The organism is Chitinophaga sp. S165 (assembly GCF_003182155.1).
Lineage (GTDB): Bacteria > Bacteroidota > Bacteroidia > Chitinophagales > Chitinophagaceae > Chitinophaga.
This window is the reverse complement of record NZ_QGTG01000001.1, coordinates 261,126-283,303: the sequence shown is the minus strand read 5'-3', so window position 1 is coordinate 283,303 and position 22,178 is coordinate 261,126. Positions and strand designations below refer to the sequence as shown.

Genomic DNA, 22,178 nt, shown 5'->3' with positions numbered 1-22,178 from the left:
GCTGATTAAAAAGTTAAATTGAAACCTGCATTCAATACCCTTGACTGCGGATAATACTGTCCATTACCATTAATAGATTCCGGATCGAGGATCTTCAGATTATCGATCGTGAAGAGGTTCAGACAGTTGGCATATAACCTCAGATTGGTGATACCACTTTTCTTCTTCAGAAAATCAGGAATACTGTACCCGATCTCCAGGTTCTTCAGACGTACATAGTTGGTACTGCGGATCCAATAGGTATTACCAGTCGCCCAATAGGTATCATTACGGTCGTTCACACGAGGGTGTTCTCCGTTTGGATTATCAGGGCTCCAGCGGTGATCATAGTAGTCTTTGGTAAAGTTGCCGATCTCACCAGACTCAGTATTGATAGCCAGGGCGCCACCGGTAGCTCCTTGTATGAGAAGAGCGAGGTCAAAGTTGCCGTATTGCAGGTTGGCGTTCAGACCACCTGTAAACGTCGGCTGTGTGCTCTTTGCATAGCGTATCTTATCGTCGCCGTCAATCTTACCGTTGCCATCAATGTCTTTAAACTTCATGTCGCCCGGACGCAGGTTGTTTGTCAGCGCACTGTAGTCTATCCCGTTCTTCTCTATCTCTGCATAGTCTTTGAACACACCGTCATATTCATAGTACAGGTTAGTGTTCATCTGCATACCGGTAGAACGTTGCCATACGGGAGCTCCCGGCGCTTCGTCCCAGAAAACGATCTTGTTTTTAGAATAACCGCCATTCACGCTAACGTCATAACGGAATTTACTACCTGCATGATCAGTATAACCAACACGGAATTCAAAACCCTTGTTGTCCACCTTACCGATATTTTCAGCTGGCAGTGTCATACCTGTTGTTTGAGGTACAGATGCATTCCTTCTTACCAGGATGCCTGAACGTTTGTTCATGAACGCGTCCAGTTCGAAATAGATCTTACCGTTCAGCAAAGCTCCGTCCAGACCAATGTTATAGTTGTTCGCTACCTCCCACGTGATGTAGGGGTTAGGGATACGTGCTTCAAAGAGCGACTTTACCACATTGCCTCCCAGGATGTAACTGCTGAAACCATAAGTAGAGTAATACTGGTATTCCTGCAATGTGAGCGTACCATCACCATTATCATCGAAGTAAACCTGGTCATTACCCAGCTTACCCCATGATGCACGCAGTTTCAGGTAGTTCATGAACGTCACGTTGTCTTTCCAGAAGCCTTCTTCTGATACACGCCAGCCTAACATCAGACCAGGGAAGAAACCAAAACGGGAAGTACCAGGGAACATGTATGATCCATCATTCCTCCATACAAATTCCGCGAGGTATTTCTCTTTATAGTTATAGGCCACACGACCGAAATAGTTCAGACGGGCACGGTCCCATGCACTGCCGGCATTATCTTTTTCAGCATCGCCACCGGCGAACATCTGATCGATCAGTGGAGAGATAAAGTACCTGCGGAAAGCGCTGAAACTTTCCGAGTTGACAGTTTCCCGCTCTATACCGAACACAAAGTTCAGCGTATGGTCTTTCTTAAATGTACGGTCGTACGTCAGCAAACCACGCAGTAACAAGTTACTCTGATCTTCATCACCCTGGTTAAGTGTAGCCTGATCGGTACCGCGTTTACCTTTTACAAGCAAGGGTGTTTTGCCATCCTGCTCATAAGTTTTTTTGTCCCATGTATACAGGTACCATGGCGTCATCCAGCGTTTAGTGCTTTTGATATATTTATCGAACGCCACATTACCACTCAGTTTCAGACCTTCCACACCTGGTACCAGTACGTCCAGGCGTGCGTTGGTTTGCACGTAGTAACGTTTATCTTTATCGTACCCGGTCTGGTCTGTAGTGATCACTACAGGATTGTTACCGTATTCGATATCGGGACCAGGCAGACCATTGGGCCAGAACGCCGGCTCAGTAGGCTTACCGCGCATCAGCATACGGAAGATATCACCTGCAGAACGGGTAGGATAATTACGTTCCTCCTGACGGCCTAACATGTCTACGCTAACATTTACATACTTATTGATCTTTCCATCCAGGTTAACACGCAGGCTGTACTGATCATAACCAGTGGCCGATTTTTTATAATAAGCATCCTGCGACTGGTAACCGAACGAGGTCAGGTAACGCATGTTTTCGTTACCACCGGAAACCTGTACGCTATGATTGGATTGTGGCGCCCATGTCTTGAATGTAGATTTGTACCAGTCAGTATTAGGATACAGCCATGGGTCTGTACTATTACGAAATTTCTCTATTTCCGTCTGACCAAAAGCAACATCCCATTTCTTATTGGTAGTAGGTGAAGTATAGGCTGTGCCTGTTTTATAAGCGTTCCATGCAGTGCCCCACTCTCTTCCGGGTACATCTCGGTAGAGGCTCAGCTCATCTCTTAACTGTGCATATTCAGCGGCGTTAGACATTTCAGGGATGTGTGTCGGCTGTGACCATCCCTGGTTGAAAGAGTAGTTCAGCTGTGGCTTACCGCTCTTACCGCGTTTGGTGGTTACAAGAATAACACCGTTTGCAGCACGTGCGCCATAGATAGCAGCAGAAGCATCCTTCAATACAGAAATACTTTCGATATCCTGTGGGTTGAGACGCTCAAGACCACCGGTACGTCCTGCCACACCATCAATTACGATCAGCGGATCGTTGTTACCGAGGGTATTTGAACCACGGATACGGAGAGAGGAACCATCAGCTCCAGGCTCACCGCTGTTCTGCATGGCAGTTACACCAGGCATACGTCCGGCAATGGAGTTAGATAAGTTGGTAGCGGGCGACTTGACAAGATCAGCGCCTTTGACTGTGGCAATAGAGCCGGATACAGCTTCTCTTTTCTGAGCGCCATAACCTACTACCACCACCTCACTGAGGCCTTTGGTATCGGCTTCCAATGTTACGTTCAAAGGGGCGTTGCCACTAACAGTAAGCGTTTGGGGAAGGAACCCGATAGCACTGACCGTTACCTGTGCTCCATTTGCCACACTAAGGCTGAAAGAGCCATCAGGCAATGTCGTTGTCCCTTTCGAGGTACCAACTACTTTAATAGTGGCCCCGATAACCGGTTCTTTATTTTTATCAACGATCTTTCCTTTTAATATGATGTCCTGCCGGATTAAATAAGAAGTTGGGTAACCATCTGCAACAGCCATAAGTGGGGACAGGCCCGGTAAAAAAAGCAGCAATGTAAATTTCATGCGCAATAGTGTTGACTGCCAGGCATAGCGATGCCTGACCTTCAACAGGTCTACATTTTTCATACGTTTAATTTGTGTAGTTAAATAAAGGCGAACTCCTTTCGCTGATTTTGGTTACGACGGTAATATGTAACAACATATCCGCCTTAGACGCTATTGTCTGTCATCATCATTAAAACGTGGTTTTGCTTAGTTAAAGAATACATGGTAGCGGGTCAATAGCACAGTACAACTACATAGGTTTTCAGTTTACATAGTGTGCAGCCTGATTTTCATAACGATACTTTTCTCAACGTGTCAATTTCACACCTAAAATAGAAAAAATAATCAAGAATTATATTTCTTTTAACATACTGCGATCTTATGAAAGTGAAAATGTATATACGCGCAGTATATTAACCTGCAGAAACGGCATGTGTACCGCTAAGTACGGCTGTTCTCACCACATGATAAGGTCAAAGGACTACCTTAGTTCCCGTTAAATAAAAACAATGGGAAAGTGCTGGTTAAACTGTCTTTCAGACATGTTATTGATGTAAATGCCCGTACCGGGTTCGGACTATCTTAATAATCCTGTACGAAAGTGATAGACGTTATACTAAAAGGATTGCCTTTGGCTACCAGGTAGAGGTCATGTACCCCATTCGAATATTTAGGGTTACCGGTTAACTTTAATGCATAGGTCGTATCGCCGGTGAAGGGGATCTTAAGCGTACCGATACGCCTGCTTTTCTTGCCTTTAGGACGGTCAATACGGAATTCAAGACGGCCGTTCTTCTTCTCCTTATTCTGGCAAAATACGACTACTTTAAAGCCTATTTCACCCATACCGAGGTTCACCTGTCCGAAGCCCAGGTAACTTCCCGATTTCATTTTAAATTCTGTTTCAAAATTGCCTTTTTTTAATGGGCCTGCCGGAGCAACGGTACCCGCAGGAGCGGTCGTACCCGCCGGAGCCACTGTTCCTCCCGGAGCCGGTCCGTTAGACGGCGGCGGCGATGCCGTCTGTCCCCGGACAATCATCTGCACAATAATGAAAAAAAGACATAGGATAGGCCTCATAGCAATATGGTGGGTCCGGCGTCTTTTTAGGGAAGCCCAAACCAGTGTCTAAAATACTAATTAGGTTGAAAAATTACGCAAATTTATATTAAAAATTACAATAATAATACACTCTGATTCCCAATATGTTAAATCGGGGCTATTTGTATAAAGGTATAAATAGAAATGGCCAGCTCGAGCTGGCCATTTCTGCTATTATTACGTGAATAAAGCTATTTTATTGTCCTAACCGGATATATTATTGTTGTGTTTCCGGGATGATGATATGAAACGCCGCTCCCTGATGTTCCACTCCAAACGCCTGGATATCTCCATTGTGTATCTCCATGATCTTTCTGCAAAGCGCCAGCCCGATACCTGTTCCTTCAAATTTCTCTTTCTGGTTCAGTCGCTGGAAGATAACAAACAGCTTATCAGCGTATGCCTGGTTGAAACCGATACCGTTATCTGCCACGATGATCCGGTAATAAACAGGGCCGCCTGGCAACGCCGGCAAATCCTTCATTTCAGAATCAGTGATCTTGTTGGCGGTGATCGTTACCCTGCTATCTCCGTTCGCACCTGAGAATTTCAGCGCATTACCGATCAGGTTGTAAAACAACTGGTTCATTTGTAAAGGCACAGCATCTATCACCGGCAGTTCATCCACCTCGATCGTGGCGTTTTTATCCTTGATCAGCAGTTCGAAGTCTTCTATTACGTTCGTGACGATCAGGTTAAGGTCCACAGGAAGGAATGCATTTTCCCCCAGTTCCAGCCTTGAATATGCGATCAGGTCCCTTATCAGGTCCGACATGCGGATAGCAGACTGTTTTACCTTGCGTAAGTATAAGGCGGTATCGATCTTGGTAGCATCCGGCTTCACACTTTCCAGCATATCTGCAAACAGGCGGATCTTTCTCAGCGGTTCCTGAAGGTCGTGAGAAGTGATGAAAACGAACTGTTCCAGTTCATGGTTCCGTTTGGACAGGTTAGCATTGGCATCTTCCAATGCAATGGTCCTTTCGCGCACCTTCCTTTCCAGTGCATCTTCCACCATCTTCTGATCGTCAATGTCAGTACATGCGCCGATAAAACCGGCAAATTCATCCTGCGAATTAAAGCGGGGAATACCTGAACATGCCAACCAGTGATAGGTACCGTCATGCCGTTTGAGGCGGAACTCTGCATAGAAGTTCTTCCTGTCGCGGGAAGAGCGGCTGAAATTAATTTTCCATTTGTCAATATCTTCCGGATGCATAATATCGTACCAGCCACTATCTTTATTCTGATCGAGGGTACGTCCTGTATATTTCTGCCAGGCTTTATTAAAGAAGGAGAAAGATCCATTTTTCTCTGCGATCCAGATCATCGCCGGAGCAGTATCTGCGATCATCCGGAAATATGCCTCACTTTGCTGCAGATGCAGTTGCGCCTGTTTTCTTTCAGTAATATCCAGGGCAACCCCCACAACCCTCTTAGCAAAACCGTCTTCATCAAAAATACCCTGTCCGGTAGTCGCTATCCAGTGAATGGAGTTATCCGGCCATTTGACACGGTACTCCTCCACATAGAGCGTCCGGTTCTGCAATGCATACTGTAAGGCCTCGTCTGCATGCTTCAAGTCTTCAGGCAGGATCAGGGACAACATCTTCTCATAAGTCAGCTGGGCCTGTGTGGGCAGACCGAAATGAGTCCGGAACAGCTCATTACAGTGCAGCTGGCCTGTGGAAAGGTCCAATTCCCATGAGCCCAGACGGCCCGTTTGCAGCGCGAAATTCAGTTTGTTATTCACCTCCTGCAGGTGCTTTTCGAACTGTTTACTTTCATTGATATCCGTTACTACCCCAAGTACACGCACAGCAATGCCATTGTCATCGTAGAAGACCTGTGCTTTACAGGAGATCCAGTTCACTCTATCTTCCGTCAGATTAATACGGAAGTCCAGGTTAATATGCCCGCTATCCCGGCCGGCGAGAGCTGCGGCGATATTCCCCTGCACACCTGGTGCGTCTGCAGGATGAATGGCCCTCAGAAAGCCGTCAAACTCCAATGGGGACGTTGACGTTATGCCAAAGAGCTCACGGCTCCTATCCGATAACAATAGTTCTTTTGACAAGGGATTAAAGTCCCAGGTACCTGTTTTGGTACCATCCAATGCCAAACGAAGCCTCTCCTCATTGACGCGTACCAATTCCTGTTTACGGGCAATACGCTCCCTGGCCTCCCTCACTTCAGTAATATCCTCTATAGCGATCAGGATCAGCTCTTCTTTCAGGTCCTGCGAAGTAATCAGCTGGCCGTTCATCATCACGGTCCTATAACTATTGCCGGCAGATTTATAAGTCAGTTCATAATTGGCGAAAGGTGTCCGTGACGTCAGCAGGTTTTCCATCAGCACACGGAGGTCTGATGTATTCCATTGTTTGCTTTCCAGTTCATACAGCAATTTTCCTTCTGTCTCCTTCCGCTCCATTTTGAACGTGCGGTAAAAGGAAGCATTGGCGCTAACCACGCGGATGTTGGTATCCAATATCAGTAAGGACTCGTGCACTGTATTAACGATCGACTCTGCATAAAGACGCGCATTGTTCAGCTGATTATTCCTTTCCAGCAGGTCGTTGTTACGGGTGCTCAATTCGTCATTGATCACCTGCAGTTCTTCCTGCGATACTTCCAGTTCTTCATTCAGGCTTTTCAGCTCTTCATTGGCAGACTGCAACTCTTCGTTGGTCGCCTCATACGCTTCCGCGACAGCACGCAACTCTTCTTTATATCGTTGTACTTCCCTTTCCAGTTGAAGGATACGGAGGTTTTTTTCATCGGCAGTCTCCAACAGATCGGCTTTCCTTATTGTAAGGTCGCTGGCAGTCAGATCGTGTTGCTGATTATTGAAAATGATCAGGTAGAAGCTTTCGTGCAGGCTGTTGATGGGCACTACTTCAAATGAAACATTGAGTGAAACACTTCCTGTGTTAACTACAAGCCCCTCTTTTCTTACATTGCTTCTGGAGGATTGCGCCTGACTGAGCGCACTTCTGAGACTATGTACCAGGTCCCTGTGGGCAAGCTTGAGAATGTTCAGACTGGCTCTGCCCGGTCCATGTTCAAAGAACTGCATGGTAACACCGCGGAACTCAATAATATCGAATTTCTCATCAAGCAGGACTGCAGAAGGTGCATACATTGAAAGTATTATGCTGTCTGCCGCTTTCTGTGCATCAATATTTCCATCCCTCTCCTGATCAAAGCTTGGTGTCATGTGCTTTATTTTTTTATTAGTAGGGAACGCATTTCTCAGCGTCCATTTATCTACATTTTTCTTAAGATAGATCTTCGTTTTCTTCGATGGCATTTCAAAAAGGTCGGGAGATCTGTTGGTCTCCGACTTCCCTAGCCAGAGAAAGCCACGGTCCTTCAGTGCATAATTGAATATGCTCAGCATTTTTTTCTGCAATACCGGTTGCATGTAAATAAGTACGTTGCGGCAACTGATCAGGTTCAGATTTGCGAATGGCGGATCTGTCAGCATATTGTGGCAGGCGAACACGCATACATCTCTGATCAATGCTGATATTTCATAGCCTTGTTCCCGCTCCACAAAAAATTGCGCCAGCCTTTTTTCAGATATGCCTGCTACCTGCGTTTTTGTATAGACGGCTTTACGGGCAGCTACGATCACTGATTCGGAAAGGTCTGTTGCAAAGATCTTCACTTTGCTGGCGAAGTGTTTATCCCCCATCAACTCATAAAGACAAATGGCAATGGAATAGGCCTCCTCTCCTGTTGCGCACCCTGCTACCCATATACGTACCTGTTCTTCCTTATCGCGGGACTGTTTTACCACCTGTGGCAATATGAACCGCAACAGGTATTCAAAGCTGCCTTCATCGCGAAAAAAGGAAGACACGTGGATCAGCAGGTCCTCATAAACAATATTTTGCTCGCTCTCATTATCTTTTATGAACGTAAGGTATTCTTCAAACCCTTGGACATTCACCAGCGACATCCTCCGCTGGAGTCGCCTGTTAATGGTTGATAACTTATACTGCAGAAAGTCCACTCCTGAAAACTCCGAAAGGATCGCTAAAATGCTTTTCAGCGATGCATTAGGTATGGATCCAGATCGCCTTTTGTTCAACTCCGCATCAGAATGTGTATCTGACATACATACAGCTTTACTTTTATACCTGCTTTTTACAAAAATACAGTCAGGACTGCTAAAGATATATAAAAATTAAATCAACTCAATTCCGACTGTCCCTGAACTTCCAGGTATCTCAGTAGAAACCGGGCAATGTCTGCCGGTGGCAGGACCATATGCGGATCATCTTTGTTGATGGCTGCCTGCGGAAGGATATTAAAATCAGTAGTATCCGGATCCTGAACGATGACCAGTCCATGGTAGTCTTCGATCAGTTTTATCCCCTCTATACCATCGTGTCCCATACCCGACAGGATTATCCCGATACCGTTCTCACGGTATGCTTTCGCCATGGACTTGAAGAAAATATCTATCGATTTATTGATGATCTCCGTCGAGTACCGTCTTCTCACTTTCAGGCGGCCGTCCTCGACGATCATCATTCTATCCTCAGTAAGTACATACACATGGTCCTTTTCCAACCTCATCTCTCCCTCCACGCGGTGCACCGGCATTTCGGTAAATCTTTCCAGAACGGTACTGAATTTACTCCGGTGCTCGCTGGAAAGATGGGGAATGACAACGAATGCAGCGCCTGTTTTCTCCACGACCTGTTGAAAAAACTCACATGCTGCCTTGAGCCCTCCTGCAGAACATCCGATGCCAATACAAAACGGCGGTCTTTTCCTGGTTACATCCATATGTTGAAATTTATAAAACGCTGCGTAATAAGGACATCCATGAGCAACCTCGTCAAATATCAGGCCATGCAAAAACCGTGGAGACGCCGACAGGCCAAGCTATAAAAGAGAAAAGGGATGATACGTATCCTGTATCATCCCTTTTTGAAATTCGTATTTCTTATTTAGATTCCTTCAGCACCATATCGATAGTGATGGCTCCTGCTACGATCGCCATTTTATTGATATCTTCCGGACATTCTTTTGCAATGGTAACACGGTATTTATCCGCTGTGGTAAACACTTCTTTAAAGGCGCCTGCCCATTTCTTCGTGATAGCACCCAATTCTCTCTCGGACGAATCAACGATCTTAAAGTTCCATGCTTTCCAGTCTCCTTTGATCTCAGCGAGCACCTCGTTGTTGGCATCGAGGATATGGAACAAGGGTTTCATGAACTTGAATTTCTGTTTGATACCGCCTACGACCACACCATTCGTATCGCGGATCTCAATTTTTGACATCCAGAACGTCCAGCCACGGTGAATAGATGCCACCACCTGTTCGTTCGCATCGACTATATTCAGTGTAAACGGAAAGATCCTTTTATCGAGCAACAGGCGCAGGAATTTGTGCAGCAAAGGAACTTCCTGACGGATATTTCCTATTTGCTGACCGTCCTGGTTAAATACTTTATAAGCGTTCGCGAATTTTAACAGACCTACTTTCTCGTCAATAAAATAATCATCAAAGTGAAAGAATTCGGGTAATTTCGTTTGTCCCATGAGGTTTTATCAAGTTGGTTATAGAATGGCAGCAAATATATACAAAAAATGGTGAATATCAGGATGTTTTACTATTTTTCAATCCACGATTTTTATACAATAGCTACAATCCTTAACTTGCAGGCACCAGCAGTCTTTTATCAACGTATATGGAACAACAAACAACGCCTCCTCCAAAGAACGCTTTTGTCAAATGGATCAAGCGTATCGGCATCTGGGCCTTCATCTTTTTTTTAGTGAAAGGCCTCTTGTGGCTGGCCCTGGGATATTATCTTATTAAGTAACACCTGTTTACATAACAGGTACGCTGAAATGAGACTCAGGGTAGAACCGTAATTCATGCAGCAGTGCATCCAGCAGGGTTTGTTCACTCACATCTTTCGCCGCGCCATAGTTTTTCTGCCAGTAAAGGTTCGAAGCAGGACTGATGGTCATCACCAGCCGGCTGCCCTTCTTCAGCTGTTTACAGATCCAGGGCGTATTATCCAGTGTGATATGATGCACCTCATGTTCTTTCCAGTAAACCGGCTTCTGTTTATCGATACTTAAGGACAGGCGTTGGGCCACATGCGAAAGCGGCCATTTCTTTCCATCAGCATCCACCTCCCACCAGCTTATCATAATATCGGCATCAGGCGTACCGGACGACAACCAGAGATCCGCCGTAATGGAACCATTCAGGATCACATCTTGCTTCAGCGGCTCTGAGCTGAAAGTTTGCAGGTGTTTCTTTCTGAAAAGGCCTTCGGTGATCAGTGAGCTACTACCGTCATAGATCACGATGGTATCGTCTACAGGATCTGCGGCATCAAACGAAAACACCAATGGCTTCCGTCCGCCTTTTTTCTTCGTCAGTAAGGTTTCTCCATCTCTTGCGGGCAGATAGAATGACAAGGTATCCCTATTCATTTTTTCGATGGATGGAAAATAATGCCATTTGTTCTCTCCCATCGCAAATACCGCGATCCTGTCTTGCAGGAATGCCGGTTTCTTTCCTCCTTTCAGCGTATAGTTGAACCAGTCCAGCACCAGTTGCTTCTGATCTACCATCGCGACCGTATCGATCTTGTAAGGGGGAATAAAATTCCGACGCCTGCCTCCCTGTCCGCCGGCATGATCAAAAGGGCCGATGAACAGGTAATGCTGACGCATACCTTCCGCCGGACCGTACTTATTATGCGCATTGTAATAGTGGATGGCGCCCCGCTGATCATCATCAAAGAAACCTGTGGTAGTGAGAATGGGTATAGTGATACGGGAAAATTCATCTGCCGAAGGCGTCATCTTTTGCCAGAAATCATCGTAGCCGGGATGAGTGATCCAACGCTGGAAAACAGTGTCCATACCACTTCCTTCGAGTGAATCAAGCTTATTAAAAGGAAGTCCCCGCAGGATGTATTCCGTATTAAGATCTTTCCATTTCTTCTCATTAAAAAAAGTGGCATCGTCCAGGTAATGGTTATTCCTGACATATTTGAGCCACTGCAAACTGTACGTCACGAATATCCCTCCCGGGTTAGGATAATCTATCCCTGGTCCTACCGCCACCTGCGGTACGATCGTTTTTAAGGCTGGATGGACCTTTTTTACCGTGGCCCATTGTGCAAAGCCCAGGTAGGAACCTCCATACATACCTACATTTCCGTTACACCAGGGCTGTTTACTGATCCAGTCAATGATCTCATAATTATCAGCAGCATCATTTTCCATAGGATAAAAGCTTCCTCCTGACCGGCTCTTTCCCCGGTTATAGACAAATACGCCGATATAGCCGCTATCTGCCACATATTGCGCCCGGATGGTGTCCTGCTTCGACGGGTAACAGTTAGCCCTTAAAACGACCGGTAAAGGCCATTTAGCGCCCTCCTGGTATACGATCATACAACTCAGTACCGTACCATCCTTCAGTGGTACCTGTAAACTGCTATCAATAACATACCGTTTACTTTGAGCGGAAAGCGGGCCAGTGGGATAGATAAAAAGGGTTAAGGCAATCAGTGCCAGTAATTTACGCATAGTTTCCATTTGGTTGATCAAACGCGGAGGTTTATGGACAGTCAATATAGTAAAAAAGGGGGCTAAAAAGTAACCGGAGCACTCTTTTTTTACCAGTGGTTATTCCACGGGGCTAAAAATAACCCGGTATATGCCTTTACCATGCCTTTACCATGCCTTTACCATGCCTTTACCATGCCTTTAGGGTACCGCTTCAATGCCTATTTGAGGAATAGCCTTCTGTATAGCTCCACCAATCTCCTATTATACAAGGTTAATACAAGGCTTAACTTACGTTCATCCTACGTCTTTGAACGTAAGATGAACGTAAGTTAAGCCTTGTATTAACCTTGTATAATGCCGCTTCAAACCTGATTTATTAGTTGGTTCACAGCACTTTATAAAAAAGGGAGCGCTCCTTTTCAGAAGCACTCCCGCTGCATTCATCTATCGTATTAATATCCTGTATTCTGATACATTCTTACAGGATCAAGTTTATACTCATCAAACGGGATAGGATAATAGCGATCCTTCGCCGAAAAATTGGCCAGCTTGGCAATCCCGAAATCCGCCTGGTTCTTTGCATGGAAATAGTTCACCAGCTCTTCTGTGGTGAAAGTACGCAGCAGGTCATACCAGCGGTGGTTCTCGAAAGCCAGTTCCACACGACGTTCGTGCAGGATGGCCAGTTTCAGTGTCGGGAACTTGGTACTGTATGCCGCGTCCTGCATAGCAGTAGCGTAGGTTGGTACTCCTGCCCTTTCACGCACCATATCCAGGAACTGGATAGCAGTAGTGTTATCGCCCAGGTACATATTTACCTCTGCCAGCATCAGGATCACATCGGCATAACGGATCAGGATGAAGTCATTTCCGCCATAACCACTCTTTCCTGCCGCATCGCTGGCATCGCGGAACTTAGTAATGAACCAGTCCTTCACATTGCTGGCTTCTGCAAATTTTATAGAGAAGTCTTTGCGTGGATCGTTCGCTTCGTATTCCTTAACAAGATCACCAGTTACATTACCACCTACGCCGGTCGCCGCTTTCTGAGAATTGATAGTTTCTCCTTTAGCCTGGTTATTGGCTGCGATACTGGAAGAATAAGTAGCATCGCCCTGTTTGTAAACGATCTGGAAGATCAACTCAGGACAAGAACCTTTCTTTTCTACGGCGAAAACATCTGAATAAGGCACTTCCTTCAAAGCACCGAACTTACGCATATCGTAACATGCAGTCAGGTATTGTTTTGCCTTTGCGAGGTTATCATTCCGTTTGCCGTTGTCTATTGTAGTCGCCATGGTCAGATATACCTGTCCCAGTAATGCATTACCTGCTGCTTTGGAAACACGGCCGATATTAGCGCCTGTCTGGAAATTCGGCAGCGGGCTATTCACTACATCCAGCAGGTCAGTTACGATCTGTGTGTAGATAGCCGTGTCTTTTGAGCGGAAAGTATTGGCTCTTACTTCGTCGAGTGTCAGCTGTTTGTTCACCAACGGCAGGTCGCCCCATTTGCGCACCATATGGAAGTAGATCAATGCGCGCAGGAATTTCGCTTCTGCAGCATAACCCTTCTTCGTATCCTCGTTGGTGAAAGACACCTTATCGATATTTGACAGCACAAGGTTAGCTCTTGAAATAACCTGGTACATGGCTACCCAGTGCGACTTCAGATTAGTATTGCTTGGCAGCAGGGAAAAGTCTCCGAACTGAAAAGGTTCACCGGCATTTGACTGATTGTCATTACGACCAGTGTTGTCAGAACGTTCTTCAGAGAACAATCCGCTTCCTTCCCCGATCGCATTATTGCTTCTCAGGGACTGATAAATTCCGTTCACAGCCAGCAGTACGTCATTCTCTGTCTGGAAATAACTATCCACTGTCTGACTGTTAGGATCTTGCTGGTTCAGGAAATCTTTACTACAGGAGGTCGTTGCCAGCACAGCTGCAAGACCCAGTATAATTGATATTCTATTCTTCATTTTTTCTGTGTTTAAGCGTCAATAGATCAGAAACCAAGTTTAACACCTGCGTTAAACGCACGGACCAGCGGATACATCCCATAGTCAACACCAGGAGCCAGGTTCGGATTGGTGCTGGTAGATCCAAAGTCTACTTCAGGATTATATCCTTTGTATTTGGTGATCGTAAATGCGTTATCTACGCTTGCAAAGATGGTTGCTTTCGATACTCCGAGTCTTTCCTGCAATCCGCGGAACTTAAAGTTGTATCCCAGTACGATGTTGGTACATCTGAAATAAGAAGCGTCCTGCAGATAGAAGGTAGACAGACGTGTACTGTTGCTCTGTGTACCAGCGCGGGAAGCTCTGAACACTTTACCGGCGCCTGGCTGCGAAACGGAACGGAAACGCTCTGCAACGTCAGCATATTGGTTTCCTGAGCCTTCCATGTTGTACAGATAATAATCCTGTCCGTCCAGTACCTGGTTGCCATAAGAACCATTGAAGGATGAAGAGAAATAGAAATCTTTATAAGTAGCTGACAGGTTAAAACCATAAGTAAATTTCGGATAAGGGTTGCCGATAACATCTTTATCAGCATCATTCACCTTTCCATCACCTGTTTTGTCATAGAAGTACAGATCACCAGGATGTAAAGGATTAGAGCTGGAAGCTGATGGTGCCAAAGTCTTGTAATTCTCCTCGGTAGCAACTCCAAGTACTCTGAATCCGTAGAACATACCTACAGGCTGGCCTGTTTGCGTAATATGTGTGATGTAAGAACGTTCAGCACCGGCAGTCAGGATCGTGTTTGCTCCACCCATATCCAGCACCTTATTACGGTTTACGGAGATGTTACCTGCGAAGTTCAGATGGAAATCCTTTCCGTCAACGACCCTTGCATCCAGCTGCAGGTCAACACCCCTGTTACGGATCTTGGAATCACGCAGGTTCGTCAGCACGGTAGTAGCGCCTGAAATAGCGGAAATTGGCTGGTTGAACAACAGGTTATAAGAATAGCTCAGATAGTAGTTAGCGATCACATTCAGACGGCCATTGAACAAACCGATATCCAGACCACCATTATACTGTGAAGTAGACTCCCAACCGATCTTTGGATCTTTGATACCACCTGCGAACGTACCGGTATTAACGGAACCATTGCCCAGGGGTACGCCTGTCGGAGTTCCCATTACCTGTGTTGAGTTATAGTTACCGATGTTGTTGTTACCACTCAGACCCCAGCTTGCACGCAGCTTTAATGTAGAATGCTGTCCTAACCAATCGTGATAGAATGATTCATTTGAAATGTTCCAGCCCGCTGCCACTGAAGGGAAATTACCCCAGCGGTTCTCAGGACCAAAACGGGAAGAAGCATCTGTACGGAAGGACGCTGTCAGATAATAACGGCTATCGTAATTATAGTTGATACGTCCCAGGTAAGAGAGCAGTGTATAAGTATACTTAGAGGCTGTAGTCAATGTGAACAGTGCCGCATCAGCGCCTTTCGCATTCAATTCCTGGATACGGTCATCCTGGAAGCCCTGTGCTTTTACTTCAAGGACATCACCTGTTGTTTGCTGTATGGTATAACCGCCCAGCACATCTATTTTATGTTTGTTGAATTGTTTGCTATAGTTAGCCGTGAACTCACCTAGACGATCTACAATACCAGTGTTCCTTGCTTTTGCATTGGCAGCGTTCTTTGCATCCTGAGAGTAAGGAGCGCTCACGCCGGCACTGAGGCTGGTTGGATAATAATAGTCGTATTTCTCAGAGAAACTGGACGTACCCAGGTTAGCCTTTACAGACAACTCCGGCAGTATCTGGTAAACAGCATAACCATTATAAGTAGCACGGTTGCCTTTACGACGGATGTTGATCTCCTGCGCGATCGCCAGTGGGTTTTCAAAGCTGTTATAACCATAGGTTGCTGACAGCGCAGCTACTTCATTCTTTACTATCTTACCGTTGTCGTCATAAGCACGATAAGTAGGCAGCATCAGCAATGCGGCCATGATCGGGTTATGGTCCCAACGACCTTCTTCAGTTTCCTTATTCTGGTTATTGGTATAGGAAACATTCATGCCGGCTCTCAGTTTTGAGTTGATCTGCCCATCAACGTTTGCGCGGAAGTTGATCTTCTTTACACCGGTGTTAAGGATAATACCATCCTGGTTCTGATAACCACCGCTGATGTAATATTTAACTTCGTTGCTACCACCAGAGAATGACAGGTTGTGACGGCTGAATATTGCATTGCGATATAAGAGGTCCTGCCAATCGGTGTTGTATTTTGATTTGATCGCCTTCTGGCTCGCAAAGTCATAAAAAGCCGGATCAACCTGAACAGCATTGGCATTACCTACTTTAGCAACACGGGTTGCATTATCGTCGGAATACATAGCATCGGTCCAGGTACCACCACCGTTTACCACGAAATCTTTATAAGAATTGTTTCTACCATCTATCATTAACTGGGCAAAATCATCCGCATTGAGCAGTTTTACTTTTTTTGCCAGTTGGTTAATACCAGACTGAATATCATATTCGAACTTACCTTTGCCTGCCTTACCGCGTTTGGTAGTGATCAGCACCACACCACCTGCAGCACGGGAACCATAGATAGCGGCGGAAGCGGCGTCTTTCAGGATGTCGATCGACTCAATATCCTCCGGGTTGATATAGATATCATTGTCCATCGGGTAACCATCCACTACATACAATGGGTTAGAACCCGCATTGATAGAACCGATACCACGTACACGGATCTTAGTGCTGGCGTATGGAGCACCACTTACCTGCGATACCTGCACACCAGCTACTTTACCTACCAGCGCCTGTCCAACGGAAGGAGAAGTCAGGTTCAGCTCACTCGCTTTTACACTGGAGATAGCACCTGTTACATCACTCTTTCTTACTGTCTGATAACCGATAGCTACGATCTCTTTCAGCTGGCTGTTCTGCACTTTCAGCTGAACGTTCATAATATTTTCAGCTCCTACAGTTACTTCCTGCGGCGCATAACCAATAAAGTTAAACACCAATATATCACCGGTATTTACTGCAATGGTATATTTACCATGCGCATCGGTTGTTGTATTTTTCTTAGTGTTCTTTTCGTAAATGCTTACTCCCGGCACCGGCTGATTGGTTTCATCAGTCACCGTACCGGAGATCATAACAGGCGCTGCAGCAACAGCGGCAACAGGTTCTGCTATCTTCTCAACGGCCTTTTTCTTTTCCACTTTCAGGAAGATGTGACTGTCGTCCACCTGTTTTACTGTACCCTGGTAATCTTTCAGCAACTCCTGGAATACGGTAGCAAGCATTTCATTATCCGCTTTATAGCTTACAGTCTGCATTGCATTAACTGTACTGGCATTATAGGCTACGGAAAGACCTGTTTTCTGTTCTATCAGCATGAACACATTCTTCAATGGCTGATTCCTGACGTTCAGACTAATACGCTCATTGCGTACTGTAACAGTGATGTATTGATTTTGCAGGTCGTTTGCAAAACACATCACATGAGTAAAAAGAAATAAGGCGAGCAGGCGCAACTGCCTCTTCATTGTTAGCGCATTACATTTTATTCGCATGACGCAATGTTGATTTTTATTTCATTGTTATTTACCTGGTAGGAGATTCCTGACAGCTGCTCTATCAGCTGTAACGCATTGTCTAATTTTTCATTCTTCAATAATAAAGTGTAACGGCATCTGTTCTTTGCCTTTCCGTTAAGTGTGATATGTATATTGTATTGTCTTTCGAGTACCTGTGCAATTTCTTCCAGTGTGGCCTGCTCAAAGAATAATCTGTTTTGCTGCCAGCCTGCGATGTCTGCTGCCTTGCAGGGCTTCAGTTCATGTTTGCCTGAAGCTTCGTTATAGGTCAGCAGCTGGTCCCGGGTTACACCCGGGGCCAGTATTTCCGTATGGTTATTTTCATGTTTTTCAACGCGCACTTTACCGTTTAGTACGGCTACCTGTACATCTTTTTCACCCGGATATGCTTTGATGTCAAAAGCAGTACCCAGTACTACAGTACGGATATTTCCCGTGCGGATTATAAATGGCTTCTCAATGTTTTGACTGATATCAAAAGTCCCCTGTCCTGTTAATATTACTTCTCTTGTGCTATCTCCGAAATTGGATGGAATGCTGATGGTAGAGCCTGCGTTCATAGTCAGTATACTTCCATCCGGCAAGGTCAATTTCTTACGTTCTCCTTTCCCTGTAGTAAGAGATGAATAGGTAACGGCGACCGGTCTTTTAGTATAGAATCCGTAAACGAACAGCAGGCCGGTAATGGCGACCAGCAACACGGCTGCGGCGCTAAGCATGATATACCTGAACACTTTTCCACCTGGGAACAGGGTATGCATTGTTCTTTGCACTACCTCATCGGCAGCAGTTCTCATGTCTTCACTCTCAGGTAGTTCTTCAAAGCTGTCGAACCATTCCTGGATACGCGCAGCTTCTTCCGGCGTACACCGGCCGGCGCGGTATTTTTTTAAAAGCGCTAACAACGCTGCTTTGTCTGATGATGTTCCCATTCATCAGTAAAGTCCTCAAAAGTGAAAAGTGGTACCGTTAAGGAATTGTAAACTCAATGTTACCAGTATGTAAACAAGCATCAGGAAAAATGCGGCCAGGCGCAAACGGATACGTTTGAGCGCAAGGGAGAGGTTATTTTTGACTGTTTGTTCGGAAAGCCCGTATTCCTGGGCTATTTCAGGGATTGATTTTGATTCCCAGCGACTGGATACGAAGATCTTACGCATGGTTTCGTTCATCTTTGAGATCTCCGTTTCTACCTCTTCCCGGAGCTCAACAGATATCAGCTGGTCTTCTACAGGATATGTTGTGGGTTCGTCTTTTTCCAGCAGTGTAGCCTGCCGCGCCAGTACTTTTTTATTTTCTATCTGCCAGTCTATGATGGCATAATGTACCGACCGTTTGAGATAAGCCGCTATATTATTAATAGTATACCGGTTCTTCCAGCAGGAAATAAATACTTCCTGCAAGAGGTCTTTCGCGTCATGTTCACTACGGATGCGTGTATAAATATACCGGTACAGTTGTGTATTATATCTATACATAATCGCCTCAAACGCCTTCTCATCGCCAGTCTGTGAAAGTGATAATAATTCCGCGTCGGTCAGATTCTCTATCATAGTTAGTTGGCAGATATCCGGCGCGAAATTATAAAGCGGTACTTTAGTTACATGTTATGTTTACGTTAACAACGTATGACCATTTAAATAAAAAGCCCGCCCAAAGGATGTTTCCCTGTCTTTTCATTATTTTACTTACGTGGTATTCTGAATCACCAGGTACTGCACCCTTCAGGGCAAGCTTGTCAACAACTAAAACAAAAAATTCTTCCCGCTCACATCATCCGTTCAATGCATATCGTTCAATGCTGGCTGCAAACAACGGGGTTTCCAAACGATTATGATCGACGGATACAGGCGTCCGTTGTGTTTTAAATAGTTCAAAAGGAATACCCTGCCGGGCCAGTCCACGCATCATATCTTCCGTAGCATGTGTAACGACCCTGTTGGTAAACTCACACTGCGTTGCGCTGATCGCTTTAACAGAAAGCTCCCAATGTACATGGATGACCACACGTCCGGTGGGAGTAAAAACATCGGAAAAAGAAGTCAGTACCAGGTGATCGGGTTGTGATAGTTCTTCCTGGTAATGCTGTACCATCGGGTTTCCACCGATCACTTCCACATTGATCGACATGCGCCGGCCGTCAGCTCCTATTGTTTTCGCGGCAGAGACGTGCGCAGCCGAACATGCCTGGTAGTCCGGCTCTGACAAATTAAAAGCCCATTCCGGTATATTGATCTTTTCAATTGGTGCGTTGATTATGGCGCTGAAGCTTGAATCAACAATCTTTTCTGCAAGTTGCATATGATAATATTTTATTTATTGTATACTGATTGGCATCACATGATGATACGTTCACTTCGCATTGACTGCTTCTTCAACAGGTATTGGTTTTCCCTGAAGAATATCTAGCAGTTCATCGCTGGTCATGATAGCGTGGGCAAAGGTGGGACCATTGAGATCATGCGCGGCATGCATTAAGTCCCAACCAAATGCAGCGGTAGCATCTTTTACCAGGGTAACATGATAACCGAGTTCCATACCAAAACGGCCGGTGGACTCGATACAGCTATTGGCAAGCATACCAATCAGTATGATCTTATCTACATCATGTTGCTTCAGTAATCTGTCCAGGTCTGTATTGGCAAAACCACTTTGGCCAAAATGTTCCTGTACAATGACATCGCCGGGTTGTGGCTGAAAATCAGCATGGAATTCGCCACCCCAACTGCCTCTCTGAAAAACCAGCCGCTCTACTGTTGAAAGTTGTCCTGGAGTAGGGTATTTCCAATCGGCAAGATCTCCGGGAGATGTTCTGTGATGCGGGACGTAGAAGACCTGTATGCTCAGCTCTCTGGCCTTTTTAACTATTCGTCTGAGATTATCCAGCAGGTGAACACCCTCTATTACTTCTTTGGCTTTGGGGAAACTTTTGCCATCGGGGTGTATAAAGTCATTGTATGGGTCGACCAGTAGAAGGCCTGTCCGTGAGGGCTCGTAGGAACCGTACCTTTTGAAGCCCTGAATTGTTTGTTTGTCCATTTGTTTACTTTTTTAATTCTTTGAATCAAATACCGACGTCTTATATACAGTTGTATACATCATTGCATTTCATCAGTCGTAATAGGCATTGATCATCCGAATGTAAAATCATAAACTTCCACTCCCTGTTCTGTTTCAGGAAATTCTATCTCAAATATTTTATCTTCAATATTGCCAGGCTGGCGTATCAGCTGGTACATACGCTGCCCTGTTACGGTACCATTTCCATCACTATCAATATCCAGTCCATGTGCGGGACCTGGAGGTTTTCCATCAATAAGCACACGAAATTTCACAGTAGTTCCCGGCGTGGCAGGCCCCATAATTAAATGGAGGTCGCGGGCATGAAAACGGTAAACGATCTTACCGCCCTTTTTTTGCATCACAATCTTTCCTGCACTCATCTTCCATTCTCCCGAAAGTGCCCACTGATTAAGTTGTATATCATCGGGTACTGAAAAAACGACTGGCTTATCAGGGTGTATCGTTTCGCGGGATGCAAAGCCCTGCGTACGGAAGTATCCCAGATAATTCTCGGGCGATCTGAGGTTTCCCCAATCAGCAGCGGCTTCGATACCTTCCGGTTGAAGAGTGGTTATACCACCAGGAACATCTGCGGCAGCAGTTTCTTTTAACAGCTCCCGGATCTTTAGTTCCGATTCCTGGTAATCACCTTCACCAAATTTCTGATACCGTAATTTCCCTTTTGCATCAAAGAGATATAACGCAGGCCAGTACTCATTTTGAAGTGACTCCCAGATGGCATTATTGTTATCTACCGCTACGGGATAACTGATATGCATTTCTTTGATGGCGCTGTTTACATTGTCCGTTTCTTTTTCGAATGGGAACTCCGGTGTATGTACACCAATAACAACCAGTTCCTGGTCCTTATACTTCGACGCCCATTCCCTTATATAAGGAAGCGTACGCCGCCAGTTAATGCAGGTGTATGTCCAGAAGTCAATAAGCACAACTTTGCCCCTGAGATCTTTCAGGTTTAAAGGCTGTGTGTTAACCCAGCCGGTTGCACCACTTAGAGAAGGTTTCATCTTTTGTGTAAATTCTCCGGATACCTGCGCGTTGGCTAGTGAAAAAAACGCAAGCAATGTGGTAAAGACGGTCAAAAAAATAACGCTTCTGTTTACGAATTGTTTGGACATCTGCTGGAATTTGAAATTCCGGGAGCTGTTGTACAGATCCCGGAACGTTAATCAATTTCTTCCAATAAGCGGCTCCACAAGGAGCATATATTTTGCACTACTGGCCTGGTACGTTACTTTACCAGTGTTACCAGTGGCTTTCCTTTCTGAACTGTATATGTAGCCAGCTCTGCGCCGTAACCTTTTCCTATATTCTTTGCTGTGTGAGGTACACCTGCAGGAACAAAGAGAACATCTCCTGCTTTAAGTTTTACCGGTGGCTGTCCTTCCAGCTGATACTCTAAGGTGCCATCAAGAACATAGATAGTTTCTTCTCCCGGATGTTTGTGTTTGGCGGCGGTTACTCCAGGGTCAATGGCCACAACCGCCTGGATCATTTCGTAACCGGGGATACTCAGGTCATGCCGCTGAAGGTCTGTACGTTTAACTCCTTTCTGTTGTGCACTCGCAGAACCTGGAATGGTCAATGCTGCAAATCCTACAATAGCAATAAACGCTGTAAGTATGTTTCTGTTCGTTTTCATTTTATAAAAGTTTTA

The 22,178-nt window shown here is 45.4% G+C and carries 15 protein-coding genes; 1 reads left to right on the top strand and 14 read right to left on the bottom strand.

Annotated features, from left to right (window positions below; translation table 11 throughout):
• Positions 1-5 precede the first annotated feature (5 nt).
• From C7475_RS01050 to C7475_RS01030, 5 genes are all read right to left on the bottom strand, one after another.
• Positions 6-3,266 (bottom strand): TonB-dependent receptor, encoded by a 3,261-nt coding sequence (locus tag C7475_RS01050; protein WP_110050112.1) that lies wholly within the window; start codon positions 3,264-3,266, stop codon positions 6-8.
• A 501-nt stretch (positions 3,267-3,767) separates the two neighbouring features.
• Positions 3,768-4,265 (bottom strand): carbohydrate-binding protein, encoded by a 498-nt coding sequence (locus C7475_RS01045; RefSeq protein WP_110050110.1) that lies wholly within the window; start codon positions 4,263-4,265, stop codon positions 3,768-3,770.
• A 238-nt stretch (positions 4,266-4,503) separates the two neighbouring features.
• Positions 4,504-8,412 (bottom strand): CheR family methyltransferase, encoded by a 3,909-nt coding sequence (locus C7475_RS01040; protein ID WP_110050108.1) that lies wholly within the window; start codon positions 8,410-8,412, stop codon positions 4,504-4,506.
• 74 nt (positions 8,413-8,486) lie between these two features.
• Entirely contained in the window at positions 8,487-9,089 is a 603-nt protein-coding gene (locus C7475_RS01035) for a chemotaxis protein CheB (protein WP_110050106.1), read from the bottom strand.
• 160 nt (positions 9,090-9,249) lie between these two features.
• Entirely contained in the window at positions 9,250-9,852 is a 603-nt protein-coding gene (locus C7475_RS01030; protein WP_110050104.1) for a phospholipid scramblase-related protein, read from the bottom strand.
• A gap of 149 nt (positions 9,853-10,001) precedes the next feature.
• On the opposite strand from C7475_RS01030, the gene C7475_RS01025 reads away from it, so the two are divergent.
• Entirely contained in the window at positions 10,002-10,136 is a 135-nt protein-coding gene (locus C7475_RS01025) for an alanyl-tRNA synthetase (RefSeq protein ID WP_110050101.1), read from the top strand.
• A gap of 7 nt (positions 10,137-10,143) precedes the next feature.
• Here the strand turns inward: C7475_RS01025 and C7475_RS01020 are convergent, their stop codons facing one another.
• The 9 genes from C7475_RS01020 to C7475_RS00980 all read right to left on the bottom strand — a co-directional run bounded on the left by C7475_RS01020 (position 10,144) and on the right by C7475_RS00980 (position 22,163).
• A complete protein-coding gene (locus tag C7475_RS01020) occupies positions 10,144-11,868 on the bottom strand; it encodes a CocE/NonD family hydrolase (protein WP_158286377.1) in 1,725 nt (574 codons plus the stop codon).
• A 434-nt stretch (positions 11,869-12,302) separates the two neighbouring features.
• Positions 12,303-13,832 carry a RagB/SusD family nutrient uptake outer membrane protein gene (locus C7475_RS01015; protein ID WP_110050096.1) on the bottom strand — a complete coding sequence of 510 codons (1,530 nt, stop codon included), beginning with the start codon at positions 13,830-13,832 and terminating at the stop codon, positions 12,303-12,305.
• Between the two features lie 26 nt (positions 13,833-13,858).
• Positions 13,859-17,386, bottom strand: coding sequence for a TonB-dependent receptor (locus C7475_RS01010; RefSeq protein ID WP_110050094.1), 3,528 nt, complete (start codon positions 17,384-17,386; stop codon positions 13,859-13,861).
• A gap of 17 nt (positions 17,387-17,403) precedes the next feature.
• Entirely contained in the window at positions 17,404-18,369 is a 966-nt protein-coding gene (locus tag C7475_RS01005) for a FecR family protein (RefSeq protein WP_110050091.1), read from the bottom strand.
• A gap of 15 nt (positions 18,370-18,384) precedes the next feature.
• The gene (locus tag C7475_RS01000; RefSeq protein ID WP_110050088.1) at positions 18,385-18,990 is read right to left on the bottom strand and encodes an RNA polymerase sigma factor; all 606 of its coding nucleotides are present in this window, start codon (positions 18,988-18,990) and stop codon (positions 18,385-18,387) included.
• A gap of 220 nt (positions 18,991-19,210) precedes the next feature.
• Positions 19,211-19,738, bottom strand: coding sequence for a hypothetical protein (locus C7475_RS00995; protein WP_110050085.1), 528 nt, complete (start codon positions 19,736-19,738; stop codon positions 19,211-19,213).
• Positions 19,739-19,789: 51 nt separating this feature from the next.
• On the bottom strand, positions 19,790-20,476 hold the full coding sequence (locus C7475_RS00990; protein WP_110050083.1) for an isochorismatase family cysteine hydrolase: 687 nt from the start codon (positions 20,474-20,476) through the stop codon (positions 19,790-19,792).
• 92 nt (positions 20,477-20,568) lie between these two features.
• Positions 20,569-21,639 carry a thioredoxin family protein gene (locus C7475_RS00985; protein WP_199236151.1) on the bottom strand — a complete coding sequence of 357 codons (1,071 nt, stop codon included), beginning with the start codon at positions 21,637-21,639 and terminating at the stop codon, positions 20,569-20,571.
• 113 nt (positions 21,640-21,752) lie between these two features.
• Positions 21,753-22,163 (bottom strand): cupin domain-containing protein, encoded by a 411-nt coding sequence (locus C7475_RS00980; RefSeq protein WP_110050080.1) that lies wholly within the window; start codon positions 22,161-22,163, stop codon positions 21,753-21,755.
• Between the last annotated feature and the right edge of the window lie 15 nt (positions 22,164-22,178).